The 21,355-nt window shown below is 60.5% G+C and carries 21 protein-coding genes; 17 read left to right on the plus strand and 4 right to left on the minus strand.

The features are described from left to right. Window positions 1–246 precede the first annotated feature (246 nt). From G4G71_RS16170 to G4G71_RS16190, 5 genes are read left to right on the plus strand one after another with little or no spacing between them, the layout of a single operon-like run. The gene (locus G4G71_RS16170) at window positions 247–1,392 is read left to right on the plus strand and encodes an amine dehydrogenase large subunit (RefSeq protein ID WP_169939078.1); all 1,146 of its coding nucleotides are present in this window, start codon (window positions 247–249) and stop codon (window positions 1,390–1,392) included. Between the two features lie 34 nt (window positions 1,393–1,426). Further along, entirely contained in the window at window positions 1,427–1,966 is a 540-nt protein-coding gene (locus tag G4G71_RS16175) for a MauE/DoxX family redox-associated membrane protein (protein ID WP_169939079.1), read from the plus strand. A 4-nt stretch (window positions 1,967–1,970) separates the two neighbouring features. Then, complete coding sequence (mauD, locus tag G4G71_RS16180) at window positions 1,971–2,603, plus strand: methylamine dehydrogenase accessory protein MauD (RefSeq protein WP_169939080.1); 633 nt, start codon at window positions 1,971–1,973, stop codon at window positions 2,601–2,603. Window positions 2,604–2,620: 17 nt separating this feature from the next. Continuing rightward, window positions 2,621–3,142 carry a methylamine dehydrogenase light chain gene (locus tag G4G71_RS16185; protein WP_045217996.1) on the plus strand — a complete coding sequence of 174 codons (522 nt, stop codon included), beginning with the start codon at window positions 2,621–2,623 and terminating at the stop codon, window positions 3,140–3,142. Window positions 3,143–3,156: 14 nt separating this feature from the next. After that, entirely contained in the window at window positions 3,157–3,684 is a 528-nt protein-coding gene (locus G4G71_RS16190) for a c-type cytochrome (RefSeq protein ID WP_169939081.1), read from the plus strand. A gap of 298 nt (window positions 3,685–3,982) precedes the next feature. Here the strand turns inward: G4G71_RS16190 and gntR are convergent, their stop codons facing one another. After that, window positions 3,983–5,026 (minus strand): HTH-type transcriptional regulator GntR, encoded by a 1,044-nt coding sequence (gene gntR, locus G4G71_RS16195; protein ID WP_169939082.1) that lies wholly within the window; start codon window positions 5,024–5,026, stop codon window positions 3,983–3,985. A 229-nt stretch (window positions 5,027–5,255) separates the two neighbouring features. Between gntR and G4G71_RS16200 the strand changes: the two genes are divergently transcribed. From G4G71_RS16200 to G4G71_RS16215, 4 genes are all read left to right on the plus strand, one after another. Further along, window positions 5,256–5,777 carry a gluconokinase gene (locus tag G4G71_RS16200; protein WP_024762474.1) on the plus strand — a complete coding sequence of 174 codons (522 nt, stop codon included), beginning with the start codon at window positions 5,256–5,258 and terminating at the stop codon, window positions 5,775–5,777. An 84-nt stretch (window positions 5,778–5,861) separates the two neighbouring features. Continuing rightward, the gene (locus G4G71_RS16205; protein ID WP_024762473.1) at window positions 5,862–7,214 is read left to right on the plus strand and encodes a GntP family permease; all 1,353 of its coding nucleotides are present in this window, start codon (window positions 5,862–5,864) and stop codon (window positions 7,212–7,214) included. 294 nt (window positions 7,215–7,508) lie between these two features. After that, window positions 7,509–9,134, plus strand: coding sequence for an NADP-dependent glyceraldehyde-3-phosphate dehydrogenase (locus G4G71_RS16210; protein ID WP_169939083.1), 1,626 nt, complete (start codon window positions 7,509–7,511; stop codon window positions 9,132–9,134). Between the two features lie 424 nt (window positions 9,135–9,558). Beyond that, window positions 9,559–10,830: a RidA family protein gene (locus G4G71_RS16215; RefSeq protein WP_169939084.1), complete on the plus strand. Its 1,272-nt coding sequence runs from the start codon at window positions 9,559–9,561 to the stop codon at window positions 10,828–10,830. Between the two features lie 274 nt (window positions 10,831–11,104). On the opposite strand, the gene G4G71_RS16220 is transcribed toward G4G71_RS16215, so the two are convergent. The 3 genes from G4G71_RS16220 to G4G71_RS30260 form a co-directional block, all read right to left on the minus strand. Then, a complete protein-coding gene (locus tag G4G71_RS16220) occupies window positions 11,105–12,265 on the minus strand; it encodes a GGDEF domain-containing protein (protein ID WP_169939085.1) in 1,161 nt (386 codons plus the stop codon). Window positions 12,266–12,572: 307 nt separating this feature from the next. Next, the gene (locus tag G4G71_RS16225; RefSeq protein ID WP_169939086.1) at window positions 12,573–13,046 is read right to left on the minus strand and encodes a BRO-N domain-containing protein; all 474 of its coding nucleotides are present in this window, start codon (window positions 13,044–13,046) and stop codon (window positions 12,573–12,575) included. 453 nt (window positions 13,047–13,499) lie between these two features. After that, complete coding sequence (locus tag G4G71_RS30260; RefSeq protein ID WP_420826018.1) at window positions 13,500–13,628, minus strand: autotransporter outer membrane beta-barrel domain-containing protein; 129 nt, start codon at window positions 13,626–13,628, stop codon at window positions 13,500–13,502. Between the two features lie 177 nt (window positions 13,629–13,805). Here G4G71_RS30260 and G4G71_RS16235 point away from each other — a divergent pair, with 177 nt between their 5' ends. The 8 genes from G4G71_RS16235 (at window position 13,806) to pstB (ending at window position 21,342) form a co-directional block, all read left to right on the plus strand. Then, a complete protein-coding gene (locus tag G4G71_RS16235; RefSeq protein WP_169939088.1) occupies window positions 13,806–14,459 on the plus strand; it encodes a hypothetical protein in 654 nt (217 codons plus the stop codon). Beyond that, the gene (locus G4G71_RS16240) at window positions 14,459–15,262 is read left to right on the plus strand and encodes a hypothetical protein (RefSeq protein WP_169939089.1); all 804 of its coding nucleotides are present in this window, start codon (window positions 14,459–14,461) and stop codon (window positions 15,260–15,262) included. Before G4G71_RS16235 ends, G4G71_RS16240 begins: the two co-directional genes overlap by 1 nt. A gap of 273 nt (window positions 15,263–15,535) precedes the next feature. Continuing rightward, window positions 15,536–16,315, plus strand: a complete 780-nt coding sequence (locus G4G71_RS16245; RefSeq protein WP_169939090.1) for a hypothetical protein — start codon at window positions 15,536–15,538, stop codon at window positions 16,313–16,315. Between the two features lie 71 nt (window positions 16,316–16,386). After that, window positions 16,387–17,229: a vacuolar protein-sorting-associated protein 25 gene (locus G4G71_RS16250; protein WP_169939091.1), complete on the plus strand. Its 843-nt coding sequence runs from the start codon at window positions 16,387–16,389 to the stop codon at window positions 17,227–17,229. A gap of 309 nt (window positions 17,230–17,538) precedes the next feature. Then, complete coding sequence (gene pstS, locus G4G71_RS16255; protein ID WP_169939092.1) at window positions 17,539–18,570, plus strand: phosphate ABC transporter substrate-binding protein PstS; 1,032 nt, start codon at window positions 17,539–17,541, stop codon at window positions 18,568–18,570. Between the two features lie 75 nt (window positions 18,571–18,645). Further along, on the plus strand, window positions 18,646–19,611 hold the full coding sequence (gene pstC / locus G4G71_RS16260; protein WP_138526868.1) for a phosphate ABC transporter permease subunit PstC: 966 nt from the start codon (window positions 18,646–18,648) through the stop codon (window positions 19,609–19,611). Continuing rightward, window positions 19,611–20,504: a phosphate ABC transporter permease PstA gene (gene pstA, locus G4G71_RS16265; RefSeq protein WP_169939093.1), complete on the plus strand. Its 894-nt coding sequence runs from the start codon at window positions 19,611–19,613 to the stop codon at window positions 20,502–20,504. The genes pstC and pstA overlap by 1 nt, the downstream gene beginning before the upstream one ends. Window positions 20,505–20,580: 76 nt before the next feature. Further along, on the plus strand, window positions 20,581–21,342 hold the full coding sequence (gene pstB, locus G4G71_RS16270; protein WP_054911197.1) for a phosphate ABC transporter ATP-binding protein PstB: 762 nt from the start codon (window positions 20,581–20,583) through the stop codon (window positions 21,340–21,342). Window positions 21,343–21,355 lie beyond the last annotated feature (13 nt).

Below are 21,355 nucleotides of genomic sequence, written 5' to 3' on the forward strand. Positions count from 1 at the left end.
AAACTGACGAAAGCCTTGATCCATGTCTGTGCCGTTCGGCGGATTTTCTCCTTCCAAACGCCACGGACGTCTGCACTTTCTCCCTGCGACACCCTGTCACCCCCAGACAAGGAAATGGCACGGACAACAAGTCCGGCGCACCCCGACACAGGCAGACTCTCCTCAATCTTCCGTCCGCCATCCACTCCCCGTGGCTGGCGGACAAGCCACGAAAAGCCCGCCAACACAAGAATAGGGAGTAACCCAATGAGCGTCGCCAGGTTCCTCGCTCCATCGGTCCTCGCGCTGGGCACGTGCCTCGCGATGGGCGCAGCCCACGCCGAGCTGCCGACCGAGAGCATCGGTGAGAACGTCTTGCCGTTCCCGCCCTCGCCGCACCGTGCGTACATCGTCGACGTGGAGTTCGAGAACTTCATCGCCGGCCGCGTCACCGTGGTCGACCCCGAGCAGAAGAAGATGCTCGGCATGGTCAGCACCGGCTTCGTCGCTCCGTCCACCCTGAGCCACGACGAGAAGACCCTGTACTCCGCCGACACCTTCTACTCCCGCGGCACCCGCGGCGTGCGCACCGACGTGCTGACCGCCTGGGACACCTCGAACCTGCGTCCGAAGTGGGAAGTGGAAATCCCGGCCAAGCGCGCCTCGATCCTGACCCAGAAGTACGCCCTGGGCGCGAGCTCCGACGACCGCTTCGTCTACATCTACAACTTCACCCCGTCCACCTCGGTCACCGTGGTCGACACGCAGGAGAAAAAGGTCGCCAGCGAAATCGCCATCAGCGGCTGCGTACTCAACTACCCGGTGGGCAAGCGCAGCTTCGCCTCGCTGTGCGGTGACGGCCAGTTGCAGATCACCAGGATCGGCGACGACGGCAAGGAAGTCGGCCGCAGCCAGACGCCCTTCTTCGACCCGAACAAGGAAAAGCTCAACGAACGTGGCCTGGCCGTGGGCGAGACCTACTTCTTCGTGACCACCGACGGCATGGTCAAGCCGGTGGACGTTTCCGGCGACAAGCCGAAGATGCTGCCGAGCTGGTCGCTGACCACCGACGAAGAACGCAAGAAGGGCTGGGGCACCGGTGGCTGGCAGTTGATGGCCGTAGCGCCCAAGCTGAACCGCATGTACGTGCTGATGCATGAAGAGCACAGCGCCGGCAAATGGGAAGACCCGAGCCCGTTCATCTGGGTCTACGACCTGAAGACGCAGAAGAAGATCGGCACCCTGGAAGCGCCCAAGCCGGTGTGGAGCCTGCACGCCACCACCGACGACAAGCCGCTGCTGCTGGGCACCGACATCGAAGGCGGCCTGCAGATCTTCGACCTGAAGACCGGCAAGTACAACGGCAGCATGGACAAGATCGCCAAGACGCCGATCCTGGTCCTGAGCCACTAAGCCTTTTAGCAAGTCATCCCCGAGAGGTACGGATATGTTTTCCGATCCGATCCTGATCATCGCCAGTGCGGTGGCCGTTGCGGTGCTGCTCGCCAGCGCCGCCAGCCACAAGCTGCGCGCGCCGATGCGCTTCGCCCGTCAGGTCGAAGACTACGGCCTGCTGCCAGCCTCGCTGGTCGGCCCGGTGGCCCGCGTGCTGCCGGTGGTCGAGGGCGTCATCGCCTTCGCCCTGCTGGTGCCGGCGAGCCGTCATATGGCGGCCCTGGCCGCTACCGCGCTGATCCTGTTCTATGCCGGCGCCATCGGCATCAACCTCTGGCGCGGTCGTCGTGACATCGACTGCGGCTGCTCCGGCCCCGGCCAGATGCAACCGCTGCGCCCGGTGCTGCTGCTGCGCAACGCGATCATCGCGGCGCTCGCCCTGCTCGCCGCCGGCGCTCCGCAGGCTCGCGAGCTGGGCGTGTTCGACGCCTTCGTGATCCTCGCGGCCAGCGCCGTCACCCTGCTCCTGTACGCCGCGGCCGACAGCCTGCTGGCGAACCATCCCCGTCTGCTCAAACTCATCGGAAGGTGAACAAATGGAAGGCCTGATCGTTTCCAACATTCTTCTCTGGGTGCTGCTCATCGCCCTCGCCTTCACCGTGATGGCGCTGGTGCGCCAGATCGGCGTCCTGCATGGCCGCATCGCTCCGGCCGGCGCGCTGATGGTCGACAAGGGCGTGGCCGTCAACGAGCCCGCGCCGAAAGTCACCGCCGCCGACCGCCACGGTCGCCCGGTCAACTTCGGCTATGAAGGCGAGCGCGGCCAGCTGCTGTTCTTCCTCTCGCCGACCTGCCCGATCTGCAAATCGCTGCTGCCGGCAATCAAATCCATCGCCAAGGACAAGGCCGGCGAACTTGAAGTGATCTACGTCAGCGACGGCGACATGGCCGCCCAGCAGGCGCTGATCGCCGAGCACGGCCTGGAAAAAGCCGCCTACGTGGTCGGCCCTGAAGTCGGCATGACCTACCAGATCGGCAAGCTGCCCTACGCCGCGCTGATCGACAGCAGGGGCGTGCTGCGCGCCAAGGGCCTGGTGAACTCCCGCGAGCACCTGGACAGCCTGTTCGAGGTCGAGCACCTGGGCAGCGCCACCCTGCAGCAGTACATGAATGGCCACAGCCACAACGGCGTGCACACCCACGACGCCAGCCACGGCCACAGCCACTGATCACGGAGAGAACAAGAATGAAATTCCTCGACAACCTGTTCGAGCGCTCCTCCCGCCAGGTGGCCAACGTCACCTCGCGGCGCAAGCTGCTGGGCCGCTTCGGCTCGCTGCTGGTGGCCGGCGCGGCGCTGCCGATCATCCTGCCGATCGACCGCACCTCCAAGGCCCTGGCCGCCGAGGCGCCGAAGGCCGGTGATCCGGGTGATCCGAACAGCTGCGACTACTGGCGCTACTGCTCCATCGACGGTTTCCTCTGCACCTGCTGCGGCGGCACCACCACCTCCTGCCCGCCCGGCACCGATGCTTCCCAGGTGACCTGGATCGGCACCTGCCGCAACCCGGCGGACGGCAAGGACTACATCATTTCCTACAACGACTGCTGCGGTAAGCACAGCTGCTCCCAGTGCGCCTGTACCCGCAACGAGAGCGAGGAACCGCTGTACCGTCCGTTCAACAACAACGACGTCAACTGGTGCCTGGGCGCGGAATCGCGCATCTACAACTGCACCGTCACCATCATCCGCGGCGTCGCGGTCTAGGTCGGGAGAAGTCCATGCGTAGTCTCGTTGTCGGCGCCCTGCTCTGCAGCCTGGTCGCCCCCATTGCCCAGGCCCGCGCGATCCCCGATCCGCACCAGCGCCCGGCACCCGGCAACGAGGCGGTGCAGAAGCCGATCTCCCAGCTCAGCTACACCCCGGCCACCAACTACCAGTTGCAGTGCGCCGGCTGCCACCTCACCGAAGGCAGCGGCAGCAAAGCCAACGACACGCCGCGCCTGCACGGCTTCGTCGGCAACTTCCTCAAGGTGGACGGAGGGCGGCAATTCCTTGTGCGTGTGCCGGGCATGTCGCAGTCCGCGCTGAACGACGCGCAACTGGCCGACCTGCTCAACTGGCTGCTGCGCAAGGAAGGCATGGCTGGCGACAGCATGCCCGCCGAGTTCAAGCCGTACACCGCCGAAGAAGTGAAAGCCACGCGCTACCAGGCCCTGATGAACCTGCCCGGCACCCGCGCCGGGTTGATCCAGGAAATGCGCAAGCAGGGCATCACCATCACCGATGGGATGAGCGATGCGTATTGAGTGATTGCTCCGGCGGCTTGCCCGCCGGATTGTTTTGCCTCCGCATTCAGCCCGCCGCTCCAGCGGGCTTTTTTATGCGCGAGATATCTGCGGGAACCTGCTTTTTGTAGGAGCGAGTTTGCTCGCGAACCGCTTGACGCCAGCGCAGCCAGGGGATCTGTTCGCGAGCAAGCTCGCTCCTACAAGGCACCCGCGCGCCGCCATTTTCCGTAGGGCGAATAACCTGGAACAGGTTATCCGCCGGATGCCTCACGGCGGATAACGCTGGCGCGTTATGCGCCCTACGAAAGCGCTGGAGTCAACTGCTCTCCCGCACCATCAACTCGAACCCCAGGTCCATCACCGGTTCGCTCACCGGCTTGTCGTTGATCAGGTCGAGCAGTCGCTCCGCCGCATGGGTGCCGATGGCCTTGCGTGGGGTGCGGATGCTGGAGAGGCGCGGCACCATGAACTCCGAGCTGGGCAGGTCGTTGAAGCCCAGTACCGCCACCTGCTCAGGGATGCGGATGCCGTGGCGCATGGCTTCGAGCAGCGCACCGTGGGCCAGGTCGTCGTTGCCGAAGAAGATGCCTTCCACCTGCGGCTGGCTGGCCAGCAACTGGCGAAACAGCTCGCCGCCCAACCCCACCGACGACGGGCGCGGCGTGAGGATTTCCAGTGCCGGGTCGTAGCAGCCCGCCTGCTGCAGTGCGCGGCGATAACCCTCGCCGCGCAGCAGCGTGCGCTGGTCCAGCTGCGCACCGATGTAGGCCAGGCGCTTGCGGCCGCTCTTGAGCAGATGTCTGGCCGCCGCCTCCCCCGCGCGAATCTGCGAGAAGCCCACACAATGCAGCCCCGCGCCGGGGTCCAGGTCCATCATGTAGACGCTCGGCACGCCGCTCGCCTCGATCATCCGTCGTGCGCTTTCCGTGCGATCGAAGCCGGTCAGCAGCAACCCGCGCGGTTGATAGGCAAGGTAATTGCGCAGCAGGTTCTCTTCTTCGTCGCGGGAATAGTGGTAGTTGCCGATCAGCACTTCGAGGCCGCGCGGGTGCATCACCGCGTGGATGGCTTCCAGCGTTTCGATGAACAACTGGTTCGCCAGCGACGGCACCAGCACCACGATGTTGTGGCTCTGCTTGGAAGCCAGCGCGCGGGCGGCCGGGTTGGCGACGTAGCCCAGTTCGCTGGCCGCCTGTCGGACCTTTTCCGCCAGTTCCTCGGCCACCGTGCTCACCCCGCGCAGCGCCCGCGAAGCGGTGATCGGGCTTACTCCGGCGCGGCGCGCTACTTCATCCAGTGTTGGCCTGCCAGTCGTTCGGGAGCTTTTGTCGTTCTTCTTGTCATTCTTCTTGACGGTCATCGGGCGTATTGCCAAACAAAAATCGAGGCACTAAGGTAGCGCTGTCTTGCGACCAGGGCAATTGCCTGAGACCAGCTCCGCTGACCCTCGCCCGCCGGTCCCTTGCTCGTTATCAGAGCACCGCCGAAACCGCCGAGACAGACCGACTAGAATGACAAGAATACGGAGGCAGCCGATGCTTTTCGTTATGCCCAACAAAGACAGCGCTGTCTCAGCAATGAGGCTCTCCATGACCCCTTCCATCGATGCCGTCCTCATCATGGGCGTCTCCGGATGCGGCAAATCCAGCGTCGGCGAGGCGCTGTGCCTGCGCAACGGCGCGTTCGCCATCGAAGGCGACTCCTTCCACCCCGCCGCCAACATCGAGAAGATGAGCGCCGGCATCCCGCTCACCGACGAAGACCGCGCCGGCTGGCTCGATACCCTCGCCGCCGAACTGCAGAAGGCCATCGCCGCCGGCCAGCGCCCGGTACTCACCTGCTCCGCACTCAAGCTGATCTACCGCGAACGCCTGCGCCGCGCGGTGCCCGGCCTGGGCGTGGTGTTCCTGGAGTTGACCCGTGACGCCGCCGCCGAGCGCGTCGCCACCCGGCCCGGTCACTTCATGCCGGCCAGCCTGATCGACAGCCAGTTCGCCGCCCTCGAACCGCCGCTGAGCGAACCGCTGACCCTGCACCTGGATGCCACCCGCCCGGTCGACGACCTGGCCGAAGCCGCGCACCTGTGGTGGCGACAGCATTCCAGCGACTGACCTTGGTAGCGCCTGCCTGCTCAAGATAGCGCTATCTCAACCTAAAGCCGCTCCGGCACACAACGACAACAACAGGAGAGCCCCATGCTCGGCATGTCCCACGAGACCTATCTGCTGCTGGATGCGGTGGTCACCATCATCGGCCTGATCCTGCTGATCACCCGCTTCAAGATCCATCCCTTCGTCGCCCTGATCATCGCCGCCGGCTTCCTCGGCCTGACCTCCGGCATGCCGGTGGCGACCATCGTCAAATCCTTCCAGGACGGTTTTGGCGGCGTGCTCGGCTTCGTCGGCATCATCCTTGCGCTGGGCACCATGCTCGGCAAGATGATGGCCGAGTCCGGCGGCGCCGATCAGATCGCCCGCACGCTGATCCAGGCCTTCGGCAAGCAGCGCGTGCACTGGGCGATGATGTTCGCCGCCTTCCTGGTTGGCATCCCGCTGTTCTTCGAGATCGGCTTCATCCTGCTGGTGCCGCTGGTGTTCATCGTCGCCCGGCGCAGCGGCGTGTCGCTGATCAAGATCGGCATCCCGCTGCTCGCCGGCCTCTCTGCCGTGCACGGCCTGGTGCCGCCGCACCCGGGCCCGCTGCTGGCCATCGGCGTATTCGGCGCGGATATCGGCAAGACCATTTTCTATGGCCTGCTGGTCGCCCTGCCCACCGCCGCCATTGCCGGCCCGATCTTCGGTGCCTGGATCTCGAAGATGATCCCCGGCCAGCCCAATGAAGAGCTGGTCGCGCAGATCGCCCACGAGCCGGACACCAGCAACCTGCCCAGCTTCGGCGTCACCCTGTTCACCGTGCTGCTGCCGGTGTTCCTGATGCTGCTGAAAACCTTCGCCGACGTCATGCTCGCCGATGGCCATGTGGTACGCGCCTGGCTGGACATGATCGGCCACCCGATCACCGCCCTGCTCCTGGCACTGCTGCTGTCGCTCTACACCTTCGGCCATGCCCGTGGGTTCGACTCGAAGAAGATTCTCAAGCTGCTCGACCAGAGCCTCGCGCCCACCGCCGCCATCGTGATGATCATCGGCGCCGGCGGCGGCTTCAAACAGATGCTGGTGGCCAGCGGCGTGGGCGACGTGATCGGCCACATGGCAGTCCACGCGCAGATTTCGCCGATCCTCCTGGCCTGGCTGGTCGCCGCGGTGATCCGTATCGCCACCGGCTCCGCCACCGTTGCCACCATCACCGGCGCAGGCATCGTGGTGCCGGTGATCGACCTGATCCCCGGCGTGAATCGCGAACTGCTGGTACTGGCGACCGGCGCCGGCTCGCTGATCCTTTCCCACGTCAACGACGCCGGGTTCTGGCTGGTGAAGCAGTACTTCAACATGAGCGTGATGGAGACCTTCAAGACCTGGACGGCCATGGAGACCATTCTCTCGGTGGTCGGCCTGGGCTTCATCCTGCTGCTGTCGCTGTTTGTCTGATGTCCTGATCGATGGGTATCGCTACGCTCCACCCATCCTACGCACGAAGCTCATCGGGGCTCCCGTAGGATGGGTGGAGCGTAGCGATACCCATCAATACCCCCGATTCGTAGGGCGCATAACGCGGCACGCGTTATCCGCCAAACCCTGTGCACCGAACCCGGCGGCGGATAACCGCAAGCGGTTATTCGCCCTACATAGGCGCGCCCTGTACTCTCAAAGCTGAATCGATTTATCTGAATACCGCTACGCTCTGAAACAGACCAGTCGCCCACCTTCCCCGAGGGATGAGTCATGCCCGACAACAACAAGCTCGACCATCTGTTCCCCCGCCTCACCGACATCCCCGACGCCTGGCGCCCCGATGCCCCTGTCGAGCAACGCGAATACCTGGTCAACGGCGAACTGCTCCGCTGGGACGGCCCGCTGGCTCCCGTGCGCAGCCCGATCTTCCTCGCCACCGATGAAGGTGATCAACAGGTGACCCTCGGCAGTACGCCGCTGCTGGATGCCGACGCCGCCCTCGCCGCGCTGGATGCCGCCGTGGCCGCCTACGACAACGGCCAGGGCGAATGGCCGAACCTGCGCGTGGCCGAGCGCATCACCCACGTCGAGCGCTTCCTTGCCCGCATGCGCGAGCAGCGCACCGCCGTGGTCAAGCTGCTGATGTGGGAGATCGGCAAGAACCTCAAGGACTCGGAGAAGGAGTTCGACCGCACCTGCGACTACATCGTCGACACCATCGAGGCGCTCAAGGCGCTGGATCGCCGCTCCAGCCGCTTCGAACTGGAACAGGGCACCCTCGGGCAGATTCGCCGCGTGCCGCTGGGCGTCGCGCTGTGCATGGGCCCGTACAACTACCCGCTGAACGAAACCTTCACCACCCTGATCCCGGCACTGATCATGGGCAACACTGTAGTCTTCAAGCCCGCCAAATTCGGCGTGCTGCTGATCCGCCCGCTGCTCGAAGCCTTCCGCGACAGCTTCCCGCCGGGGGTAATCAACGTCATCTACGGGCGCGGCCGCGAGACCGTCAGCGCACTGATGGCCAGCGGCAAGGTCGACGTCTTCGCCTTCATCGGCACCCACTCCGGCGCCGCAGACCTGAAGAAGCTCCACCCGCGCCCGCACCGCCTGCGCGCCGCTCTCGGCCTGGACGCCAAGAACCCCGGCATCGTCCTGCCCAGCGTCGACCTCGACAACGCCGTCAGTGAGGCCATCACCGGCGCCCTCTCCTTCAACGGCCAGCGCTGCACCGCGCTGAAGATCCTCTTCGTCCATGAGGATGTGCTGGACAGCTTCCTCGACAAGTTCAGCGCCAAGCTCGCCGAACTCAAGCCCGGCATGCCCTGGGAGCCAGGCGTGGCGCTGACGCCGCTGCCCGAACCGGGCAAGGTTGATTATCTGAAGGGTCTACTGGAGGACGCCCTGGCCAAGGGCGCCAAGATCATCAACGCCGGCGGCGGCGAGAGTCGCGAGAGCTTCTTCTACCCCGCGCTGCTCAGCCCTGTGCGTGCCGACATGCGCCTCTACAACGAAGAACAGTTCGGCCCGCTGGTGCCCGTGGTGCCGTACCGCGAGCTGGACGAGGTGATCGACTACGTCCTGCAATCCGACTACGGCCAGCAGCTCAGCCTGTTCGGCAACGATCCGGCGCAGATCGGCCCGCTGGTGGACGCCTTCGTCAACCAGGTGGGCCGCATCAACATCAACGCCCAGTGCCAGCGCGGCCCGGACAGTTATCCCTTCAACGGCCGCAAGAACTCCGCCGAAGGCACCCTCTCCGTCCATGACGCCCTGCGCACCTTCTCCATCCGCACCCTGGTCGCCACGCGCTTCACCGACGCCAACAAGGAGCTGATCAGCCAGATCATCCGCGACCGCGATTCGAGCTTCCTGACAACTGACTATATCTTTTAGTAGTCCCCAAGAGCCCCTCTCCCCAGCCCTCTCCCTGAAGGGAGAGGGAGCCGTCAGTGCCGGCTGAAGTTGCGGGCACTCCCTGCACAGGACAGTCCCCTCTCCCTTCAGGGAGAGGGTTAGGGAGAGGGAGACGCCCCGGCACGGCATTCCCATGAAACGCACTGACTCCGCTTCAAGCCCTCCCAGCCCCCCTGCAAACCATCCCGACTAACGCTCATCGCCAATTGAAACAACCCGGTAAGAAGACCCCACTACGCTTGCCTTAAGTCAAAGGGGTCACCCCTGGAGACTCGATAGTCTGCGCGCCTCTCGACGAGTTCGATATCCGTCGTCTGAATGAACAGTGGCAACGACCGATAACGAACCGGACTGAGCCTTTGCCACGAAACCCACGGATTCCCAGCAAACCAGGGAGCACCCTATGAGTGGCTACAACGCAGTACTGGCAAGAAATACCGACAAGGCACCCCAGGGCACCGGCCCTTACTCGCAAACCGTCGCTTTCTCCCACTACAACAACCTGTCGGCGCAACTGCCCATCGACCCTGCCAGCGGAAAACTGGTCGCCGGCGGCGTGAAAGAACAAGCCGAACAGTGCTACAGAAACCTCAAGGCCGTGGTGGAAAGCATCGGTCACAAACTGGACGACAGCGTCCGTATCTCGATCTTCCTGACCAACATCGCGGACGCCGAAGCCGTCGGCAAAGTCCACGCCAGCTTCTTCCCGGACTACGTCCCGACCCTGACCACCGTTGGCGTGGCAGCGCTGCCACTGGGCGCCCAGGTGCAGGTCGAAGCCCTCATCACCTGCGGTGAAGGCACCATCCCCAACGCCCCGCAGGCCGGCGACCTGATCAAGGTCGAAGGCAGCACCGAAAATGCGCCGCTGAACCCGCTCTCGACGCAGTCCGTGGCCTTCTCCCACTACAACAACCTGTCCGCGCAGCTGCCCATCGACCCGCGCACCGGCAAGCTGGTATCCGGTGGCATCAAGGAACAGACCGCGCAGTGCCTGCGCAACATCAAGAACATCCTCGAAGGCATCGACGTGCCCTTCGATGACATCGTTCGGATCACCGTCTTCGTCAAGAACCTCGCCGACATGGAAGCGGTGAACCAGGTCTACACCACCTTCTTCCCTGACTCCGCCATTGCCCGCGCCGTCGGCTACTTCCCGGCGCGCACCGTGGCGACGGTGAAAGCCCTGCCGCTGGACGCGCTGGTACAGGTCGAAGCCGTGGTCTCCCACGGTGACGGCACCCCGCCGCAAGCGGTGGAAGACCGCCACGGCATCGTCATCAAGGCCCACAACACCGACGCCGCGCCGCGTTGCCCCTACTCCACCCAGACCGTCGCCTTCTCCCACTACAACCACATCTCCGCCCAGCTGCCGCTGGACGTACGGACCGGTGAGCTGGTGGCAGGCGGTGTGAAGGAACAGGCCGCGCAGTGCTTCAAGCACCTCAAAGCCATCGTCGAAAGCATCGACCATGCCCTGGCGGATGTGGTGAAGGTCAACCTCTTCCTGACCAACATCGACGACATCGCCGCAGTGGATGAGGTGTACGCCAGCTGCTTCCCTGGCGGCACGCCGGCGCGCCGCACCGTGGGCGTCTCGGCCCTGCCCAAGGGCGCCTCGATCCAGATCGACGCCGTGGTCGCCAACGCCGAAGGCACCCCGCCGGCCGCGTGACGGCTGAGCGAAGGCAAACTCTTCCGTCTGGCTCCGTCCCCTCCCCAGCCCTCTCCCTTCAGGGAAAGGGCTGGGGTGAGGGCAACGTCCAACACCGAGCCACCCTCGACAGTACGCCCCGCCTAGACCGCAGGACGAACAGCCTGTAACCGCTTATCCGCCAGCCCCTGGCGGCGAATTGCGCTATCGCGTTTTCCGCCCTACCCAGCTACCCCGCAGGAGCGAGCCCGCTCGCGAACCCGCTGCCACCGCCCAATCCCGAAGCGACCAGCCGCTAGGCAACAACCCCTTCCACGCGATTGCGCCCCGAAGTCTTGCCCCGGTACAGCGCCGCATCGGCCTGCTGCAGCACGCCATCCAGCGCATGCGCGCTGCTGAATTCAGGCGAAACACCGATGGTCGCCGTACAGCGGATCGGCTGACCCGCACCGACGCCGGGCACCTGGCTGTGCTCAATCGCCACTCGCGTGCGCTCCGCCAGTTGCAAGGCACCCGCTCCGTCCGTGTTCAGGGCAATCACCACGAACTCCTCGCCGCCCAGGCGGCAGATCAGGTCGCCCTGGCGCGCCGTGCTCTTGAGGACTTCCGCGACATGGCAGAGCACGAGATCGCCCACCTGATGGCCGTGGGTATCGTTGATGCGCTTGAAGTGGTCGATATCCACGATCAACAGGTAAGCCGCACCGGCACGCCGGGAGCGGAAGTGCGCCTCCAGCCCGTCGAGCAAGCCCCGCCGGTTGAGCAGATGAGTGAGCGGGTCATGGGCAGCCATGGTGCGCAGCTCATCCGTCAGGCGGCGCAGCACCAGCCAGACGGCGCACGGAGGCAGCACCGTCCCCAGGAAGGACATGTAGATGTAGAAGGTGCGCTGGAAGCTGCTGTTCATATCCAGCGCGCCCATTCCTCCCTGGAGAATCATCACGAACTTGATCGCATTCAGCGCACAGATGCCGCCGATCAACACGGCAAACACCACCATCTCCACGCGAAGATCCCTGGCAACGGTTCGTCCGGCATACAACACCGCCACGGTCATGGTCAGGAACAGCACCGCGCAGGATCCCGCCAGCAGCGCGTGGCGCGCCGCCGAGCCGAACAGCGTCTGCACCAGCACCTGCGCCAACAGGTAGCCGGCGGCCAGCGTCAGCAGTGGGCGCCACACTGGCGTGGGGCGGTCGAAGAAACGCAGCGCACCCAGCACATAGGCCACCGGCGCGCAGAGCGTCAGCGTGTGGTTGACGACACTCATCAGCCCCCAGCTTGCCGGGCCGCCCAGCAGTTGCAGGATATAGGCGAGCCCCAGCAACAGATTGCCCAGCGCAAACACATCCATGCCCATCTTCCGGCCATTCAGTCGCCTGCTGATCAGCAGGAACATCACGCAGAAACAGAGCAGGTGCACGCAGAGCATGCTGAGGATGACAGTCGTGACCATAGGTTCGCGCTAGTGGAGGGATGGCAACGGGAGCCGAACATTGCAGGAGCGGCGCAAGCACGCGCCTTTGATACTCCTGGAGTGCCAGCGCATAGGGCATGGCTATTTACAATCACGGATCGTAGTCACACGGAGCAACGGAAGGCAATCTCCGCGCCACGCACAACGCAGGCCCAGTTCGACGGCACTGAATCGCCGGAGCGGGTGGCCTACCTCATCCTGCCCAGCGCGGTCCTCTCCCGCTTGCGGGAAGCGGACTCCCGGGACTCGGTCGGACAGGAGCCCGCCGCTGCTCCACCGCAACCGGCTACTCCCTGCGCCACCAACGCCCGCGCCGCTCCTCACGCATCAATCTCGGCACCTCATGCATCGGCACCCACAACTCACCCTGCCAATCCAGCACCGCCAGCGCACGGCCGTCCCGTCTTGCCTGCATGCGCTGCGGGAATCCCGCCCTGCCAGGCTCCTGATCCCTCAACACCGGCAACACATGCCCGGTGATCCACCGGCGCAACTCCCGATGCTCCGGGTCGCGATATCGATGCAGCACATGGAAAGCGCCAAAATCATTCACCAGCAACGCGACCTCCTCGCCGCCGCCCGTCACCAGGCGCGCTTCGCGAAACAGGTCTTCATCCAGACGAAGAACATAAGTCTCGACCCGCTCGCGGATCAGATAGCCCAGCTCGCGGGCGACCAACCAGGGCTGGTTGTCGATCAACACGCCGCGCAGGGAACGGTTGTAGCGGTGGAAAACGGTGGGAACGTAGAGGTCGTCCATGTGCTTTTCCTAGGTAGTTTCAAGAAACCACCGCCCTGATCGTCGCCAAACGATGAGGGAGGCGGAGCCACACAGGGTTGGCGAACCGGCTACCTAGGTCCCGGCAGACCCGAAGGTCTCCCTGTGCGGCCCGCCATAGCACAGAACCGTGGACGTATTGACACGCCACGGTCTGACGAAGCGTCACCGCGCCTAGGTAGTTTTTCGAGTCGCCAAACCCGTCCCCCGTCGCTTTCACAGGGGCGTCGGGAGGTTATGGGGAAGGCTTGCAGCGGTCAAGCAAGGCCGGTTGGCAAATGCAAACTTCGTTGTTGCCGATGGCAGGTTCCGGCCCGAAGCGGACATGTGCTTGGCAAAAAACAGCCCCGTTGTTTCGAGGGCGGCTCCTGCTGCCTGATACAACTACCAGTCGTACTTCACTCCAATTTGTACCTCAGATGCCTTGTGAACTTCCTACCCCGTCTCCGCAGCGACGCTACCCCAGACGCTGGTGTTCTTGCTGACCTGCCCTTGCTGGCCGACCTTTAGCTCGTATCGATCGCCCGGCAGTCGGTCTTTCACCTTGTCGGAATTGAACGACATCGTCTGGCTGGATAGCCCATGCCACCAGTTGAGTTCATCGAATGGCCGCAGCACGTCCCAGCGATCGCTAGTGGTCTATATATTTCATAAGTTCAAGAATGGCATTATATTGTCAGATGGAAAAATTGAAGCTCTAGATTCGAAGTGGCGTTGTAACCATGAAGGGATTAATTGGTGATGAGGAAGTTTTTAAATTTCCGAATAATTGATGTCAAGGGCTACTGGGAAGCCAGGAAGCTAATGGCTAAAACACAATTTAGCTATCGAGCAAATAAGCACGTTGTGAAGGAAGGAGTTAGGAGGGGGATCGATGATACTCGATCACTTATCGTAACGCTTAAAAGTACGCTGCTCTCAATTGCTATCGCTGCAATTACTGTAGGCGCGTTGGTTGCCGTCGATCATTTGGCCGCGCCAAAGCTCGAAAATTGGGGTTGGAAATTCCCGAGTGACGCGGACTATATAACCTTTCTTGCCGCGGTGGCGGGCATGGGCGGTGTGTTCATTGGCTTATATTATGCTGCGCTTACCTCAGTAGGTAGTGCGATTTACGCGAAAGTCCCTAACAACATTAGAGTGCTACTTGCTAGAGAGCGTTCTGGTAGTGTTTACATGAGGTTTTTGTCAACTCTAACCGTGTTGTGCGTGATGTTGATAGCGCTGCGCTTAGTAGGACTTTCAAAGATACTAGTGGCGATCCCTCTAATTGCAGTTCTTGCAGGAATGGGAGTGATAGCATTTGTTAGGCTTGGAAAGACGGCGTTTAATTTTTTCCCACTGCCTTGTCTTACCATATATTTGAAGATTTCAATAAGGCGATTTCAATTGTAATGGCGGGCAGCCCGTATTGGAGTGATCAATCTTTTCAGAAGCATGCCAATAGATCGGCAAATATAAGCATTGAGACGTTGAGGGTTCTGTTTGATATTACGATAAAGGAGAATCACTTAAATGGAAAGTCGCTTATTCAACTTTCAGGCCGAATATTGGGTTTTCTGTCCAGCTATCAATATCTTAAGATGAAAATACCGACAGATAGCGATTGGTATCCATTGCAGTTCAAACATAGAGACTGGTACTCAACTGCTGGCCATAACGTCATGATAGCGCATAAAACCGGCACGGCACTGCAACCGGAAATGACAAGGTCGCAGTTTTGGATGGAAATTCAATTGCAGAGAGATGTCCTTCAGGCACTGTCAGTCTCTATTGAGGGCGGTAGATTTCTTGAGGCAAAAAGTCTCTTGAACTACCTAGATCAATATATTCAGGTTCTCGTTATAAGTGGATTTCTTGAAAGAGCCTTTGATTTTGCCGAGGAGATATCAGAGACCGTATCTGAGGCGGTAAAGTCTCAATCCCCTGCATCATCTCAACTTGTAGATTTGGAGAGGCTGTCGATCATAGAGGGGATCGCCACTATCCCTATATCTATTGCTCTTGCACTGGCGAATCACAGTGAAAGCGTAAATGTAACCGCCTTTTCCGAGTCTTTAAAAAGAATAAATTGGGGGAGCAAGGGCAGCCTGTATGGAGTTGGGCTTCCATCATATCTTGTCTCTCAAGGAGAGTGGTTGTTTGATCGGATTGCAGTAGAAAAGCTTTCAGAAGGGCGCGTGATATCGCCGACATAGTATCAAGTCGATATTTTGAATCTCGGATTTTCGAAAGCTTTAGCAGGACATATTTCACAGCTTTCAAATAGATCAAAAGCTTTATATGCTGGTCTTTCTGAAAAATTCTCGACATATGAATTTAGGTGGTTGAAGGCTTGTATTCATAGTAGAGAGCACGAGTTCTGGTACAAGGCTGACCGCACTATAGAGATCCTAAAGACAACATGGGAAGACTCGGCGAGTGCCAGATGTTTGCTTGGCCTTCCGTGGGCTTCCGTAGATCTAGATGCAATGGAAAAAAATGTCGCGGATAGAAAAGCTGAGCTTGCCAAATCAATTGCAAATCAAGCAATTCTCATGCTTGCTGATAAGAATGAAAACTATCCAGACTATGCTGGGCAGTTTTATTTTATAACGGGCGAGTCATTTTTGAAGGCCTTGTGTGAAAATGATGGCACGCTCACCGGCGCTATTTTTCATACATACTTAGCTGGGTGTATTACGCGCTTTGAGCAGTTGAGGCCAGTTGCTATTGTTCCTGCAACCTTGGAGGATGACTTCAGGATTGCAACGTCAGTTCTATTGGATCTAATGGAACTCAGTGGGTATGCCAAGTTATTGGCGGAGTTCCACCAGAATCCCGCCCTGTGGGAGGGTGTTGAGAATGCGTGGACTAATTTGATAATAGGCAAGGCGGGCGACGCTGTTAAAAAGTATTTGGCGTTAACCACTCATATTAATAATAATGGCTTTGGATTACCCCTCAGGTCGGAATTGCGATTTGAGTGGGAGCGGCAGATATTTGAATTATTCAAACAACTGCCTGTGGAGGCAGTTGATAAGCATTTTGGCATGGATACGAATTATCATTTTGTACACCCCAGCCCATTGATTCGATCGATTAAGACAGATCATTTTGACAGATTGCCAAGTGGGTACGATTTATTTCTCGTAACTTGGTATAAGGATTTCGTGAACCCTGAGGGGTTAGACCTCAATTGGAAACAAGAGGCTCTTCTGAGAGCGATTAACAAGGCTGATAATCTGCCTAATTCTGGGGAGGGAGGATGAGAAGGAATAGAGATCTTAAGTTGGCCCCTTTTTTTCTATCCCATAGGGCCGAGCGGGAGAATGGCCTATATGTGCAAATGCTTCGAGAGGATATTGTAAATGGGATCATTCCGCTGGATGGAAGAAGCGATAGAAACCCTAGCTTTATAGTGGAAGTTAATGGCGATGCACGGGATATAAAAGAGGCTAAGTTCTTAATGGACTCTTTCTTAGGTGGTGGGTCGCGAGATTTTACGCAATCATTTTGCCGAGCACTTGAGAAAATTGCACGGCACCTGGTCTGGGATGCAATCTCTACTTATGAGCTTGTAAAAGAAGAGAGCGGAGTTTCAGCACATCATGTTTCTCCTCAGTGCATGCTTAGATTGCCTTTTTATACACTGCAGCTTGTGCCAAGTAAAGAGCGAGAGAAGTGGTCGGCTCGTTATTTATACTGCCCCAATCGTAGGATTTGGAGGTGTACATTCCCCGACTCTCTTGGGGGTAGTTCCGGGTATAAGCGCATGATCAGGAGATTATCTAAGACACCGCCCGGATCGCTTCCGGAGTTTGCAGTCCAGGAGGTTTCCGAAGGTAGAGGGGGATCTGGTTTTGATTTTAATTCATACATGACAAAACATATAGTTTATATAAATAAGGTAACCGCGCAGTGGAATTGGCATCGACGCGACTGGTCGGATGACAGGCAATGTGAATATTGGAGAACTTACAAGAGAGCTATGTTTAAGCGCTCTCAAATACTACTCAGAGAGCATCTGACCAAGGAGGTTAATTGTCTATTTAAAATGTGCGGAATAAAATGCATGGTGGCGGTGAGGGGATTGTCAGGCGTATCAGATGTTGCAGAGTCTCTTGAAAAGCTTAATTCGGGCGAGATTGATTTTAGGCAGGTATATGATCGGATATTTAATTAGGTGCTAGTTGGTGCGGTGTGGATGCCTTCCGGCAACCGAACGCATCTGCATCCCTCGGCACTGCCGAGTGACCGTAACTTTTTATTACTCAGCGTGCTCATCGAACAGAGGTGCGATTCCCCGCCCCTGCCCTGAAATGGCCGCCAGCCACGGCGGGGAGCAGCTGCGAATTCACCTGACGCGCATCGCTGAAGCCCGGAGATATGCCAGTCGAGCCGGCGAGCCAGAGCGCTTGCCACCGCACTGTCATAAAAATTTCACAGGACCAGATCACAGTATGGCAGCCCGATATCAAAAGGATTGCCCTCGATGAAAAGCTTTGTGAAATCTGCTGCGATCGCCGTTACGCTGTCCATGTGTGCCACTTCCGTCACCTTTGCCGACGAAAGCGTCCGCCTGACCGGCTCTGGCGCCAGCTTCCCCGCTCCGATCTACCTGACCTGGTTCAAGGACTTCAGCAAGAAATCCGCTGGCGTCACCGTGGATTACCAGTCCAAGGGCAGCGGTGCGGGCGTACAGGATTTCCTCAACAAGACCGTGGACTTCGCGGCCAGTGACTCGGCCATGAAAGACGAGGACATCGCCAAGGTTGCCGAAGGCGTGCAACTGCTGCCGATGACCGCCGGCGAAATCGTCCTGGCGTACAACCTGCCGGGCAGCCCCAAAGGGCTGAAACTGCCGCGCGACGTTTACTCCAACATCTTCCTGGGCAAGATCACTCAGTGGAACGACCCGCAGATCGTCGCGGCCAACCCTGAGCTGAAGCTGCCGGCCCTGCCGATCACCGTTGTCGTGCGTGCGGATTCCAGTGGCACCACCGCTGTGTTCACCAAGCACATGTCGACCATCAACCCGGAGTTCAAGACCGCCCTGGGTGAAGGCAACACCGTCAACTGGCCGGCCAGCGACAAATTCATCAAGTCGCCGAAGAACGATGGCGTGACCGCTACCGTTCGCCAGACCCCTGGCGCCATCGGCTACATCGAGTACGGCTTCGCCAAGCTGGCCAAGGTCGACTTCGCCCAGCTGCAGAACAAGGCCGGTCAGTACGTCGTACCGAACGCAGAAAGCGGTGCCGCGGCGCTGGCTGCCGTGAAGTTTCCGGAGAACCTGGTGGCCTGGCTGCCCGATCCGGACGGTGCCCAGTCCTACCCGATCACCTCCTACACCTGGATGATCTTCCGCAAGCACAACGAGAGCCCGGCCAAGGCCAAGGCCATGCGTGAAATGGTCGAGTATGGCCTGACCGAAGGGCAGAAGATCGCTGATTCGATGGGCTACATCCCGCTGCCGCAAGCAGTTGTCGATCAGGTTCGCAAAGCTTCCGCCAACATCCAGTAACGCCTGCGAGTCTTCATCCGGCGTGGGCTGTCAGCCACGCCGGATGAGATTTCCACCTGTTCCGGAACTCCCCCCATGACCCAACCTTTTGTCGTACCGGTAAATCCGGACTCTGCCTGCCAACCGCCATCCGCGAAGGATTTCCTGGTTGACCGGACCTTCCGTGCCATTGCACGTCTGGGTGTGGTCCTGATTCTGGTGCTGGTCGTTGCCCTCGTGTTCGAAGTCGGCCGCAAGGCCTTTCCGGGCATGGAGAAACATGGCCTGGACGTTCTCCTGGGTTCGGTCTGGGACGTCAACCAGGGCAAGTACGGCATTTTGCCGGCCATCTGGGGCACGCTCTACAGCGCACTGATCGCTCTGCTGATCGCAGGCCTGTTCGGCGTCAGCATGGCGATCTTCCTGACCCAGGATTTCCTCCCCGCCAAGCTTGCGGCGGTGTTCCGTACCATCGTCGAACTGCTCGCCGCCATCCCCAGCGTCGTTTATGGCCTGTGGGGGATCTACGTGGTGATCCCGGCCATTCGCCCGCTGACGGCGTGGTTGAACAGCGAACTCGGCTGGATACCCTTTTTCGGCACATCGTTGAGCGGGCCAGGGTTGCTGCCCGCCTCTCTGGTGCTTGCCATCATGATTCTGCCCACTATTGCCGCGGTCTCGCAGGACGCTCTTGCCAGCGTGCCGATGAAGACCAAGCAGGCCGCCTACGGCATGGGGACCACCCATTGGGAAGCGATCCTCAAGGTGATGGTGCCCTCCGCTGCCACCGGCATCTTCGGCTCCCTGGTTCTGGGCCTGGGCCGCGCACTGGGTGAAACCATGGCCCTGGCCATGCTGGTCGGCAACGCGAACACCATTTCCCTGTCGCTGTTTGCACCGGCCAACACGCTGGCAGCCTTACTGGCGCTGAACTTCCCCGAAGCCGGGCCGAACGAGGTTGAAGTGCTGATGTATGCCGCACTGGTGCTGATGTTCATCACGCTGATCGTGAACGTACTCGGCTCCATGATCATGCTTTACGCCCAGCGGGGGACCAAGTAATGACCAGCCTCACTCCTACCGCATCTGCCCTGCCGAGCCTGCAGCGCAAACTCGAGGGCCGTGCCCTGCGCAGCCTGGTGCTGACCACGCTGGTCTGGCTGGGCGCCCTGCTGGCCAGCGTGCCGCTGATCTCCGTGCTCTACATGCTGATCACCCGTGGTGGTGCGCGCCTGAGCCTGGAGGTCTTCACCGAACTGCCACCGACCGGCTTCGAGACGGGCGGCGGCTTCGGCAACGCGCTGGCCGGCACCTTCGTCATGGTCGGTATCGCCGCCGCCATTGCCGTTCCGGTTGGCATCATGGCAGCCGTCTTCCTGGCTGAACTGGGCCCGGACAGCAAACTGGCAAGCGCCGCGCGCTTTGCCGCCAAGACGCTCACCGGCCTGCCCTCCATCCTGGCCGGGGTCTTCGCCTACGCCCTGGTCGTGATGACCACCGGTACCTACTCGGCACCGGCGGGTGGCGTGGCACTGGCCGTGCTGATGCTGCCGATCGTCGTGCTCACGGCCGAAGAGTCGATGAAGATGGTGCCCAAGATCATGAAGGATGCCGCCTACGGCATGGGCTGCACCCGCGCCCAGGTCATCTGGAAGATCGTCCTGCCTACCGGCCTGCCGGCGATTCTCACCGGCGTCATGCTGGCCGTGGCGCGCGCCGCAGGCGAGACCGCGCCGTTGCTGTTCACCGCGTTGTTCAGCAACTACTGGATCTACCACGACGGCAGCCTGGCAGTGATGAACCCCACGGCCTCGCTTTCCGTACTGATCTACAACTTCTCCGGCATGCCCTTCGACAACCAGCTCGAGCTCGCGTGGGCCGCATCGCTGGTGCTGGTGATGATCGTGCTGGTCGTGAACGTCATCAGTCGCATTTTTGGCAAGCCCAAGTTTTGAGATACGGAGCATCCGAATCGTGAACACAGCTACTGCACAGAAAGTCGCCCCGGTTGGCTCCGAGACCCAGGTGGTCATGGACTGCAAACTGGACAAGATTTTCTACGGCAATTTCATGGCGGTACGTGACAGCCACGTGCCGATCGAAAAGAACAAGATCACCGGATTCATCGGCCCTTCCGGCTGTGGCAAGAGCACCGTGCTGCGCAGCCTGAACCGGATGAACGATCTGGTGCGCGGCTTCCGCTTCGAGGGCCACGTGCATTTCCTCGGGCAGGACGTCTACGGCAAGGGTGTGGACCCTGTCGTCGTGCGCCGCTACATCGGCATGGTGTTCCAGCAGCCGAACCCGTTTTCGATGAGCATCTTCGACAACGTCGCGTTTGGCCTGCGCCTCAATCGCTACAAGGGCGACATCGGCGACCGGGTCAAGCATGCCCTGCAGGGCGCTGCGCTGTGGGATGAAGTGAAGGACAAGCTGAAGGTGAGCGGCCTGTCGCTCTCCGGTGGCCAGCAGCAACGCCTGTGCATCGCTCGCGCCATTGCCACCGAACCGGAAGTCCTGTTGCTGGATGAGCCGTGCTCGGCACTCGACCCGATCGCTACCCGCCGTGTCGAGGAGCTGATGGTCGAGCTGAAGAAGGACTACACCATCGCGCTGGTCACCCACAACATGCAGCAGGCCATCCGTGTCGCTGACACGACGGCGTTCTTCTCGGTGGACATTTCCCAAGGTACGCGCACGGGCTACCTGGTCGAAATGGGCGCGACGAAGCAGATCTTCGAAAGCCCGCGGGAAAAAATGACCGAGGACTACATCAGCGGCAAGTTCAGCTGAGTCGAATCTACAG

The sequence above is a fragment of the Pseudomonas multiresinivorans genome (assembly GCF_012971725.1).
Lineage (GTDB): Bacteria > Pseudomonadota > Gammaproteobacteria > Pseudomonadales > Pseudomonadaceae > Pseudomonas > Pseudomonas multiresinivorans.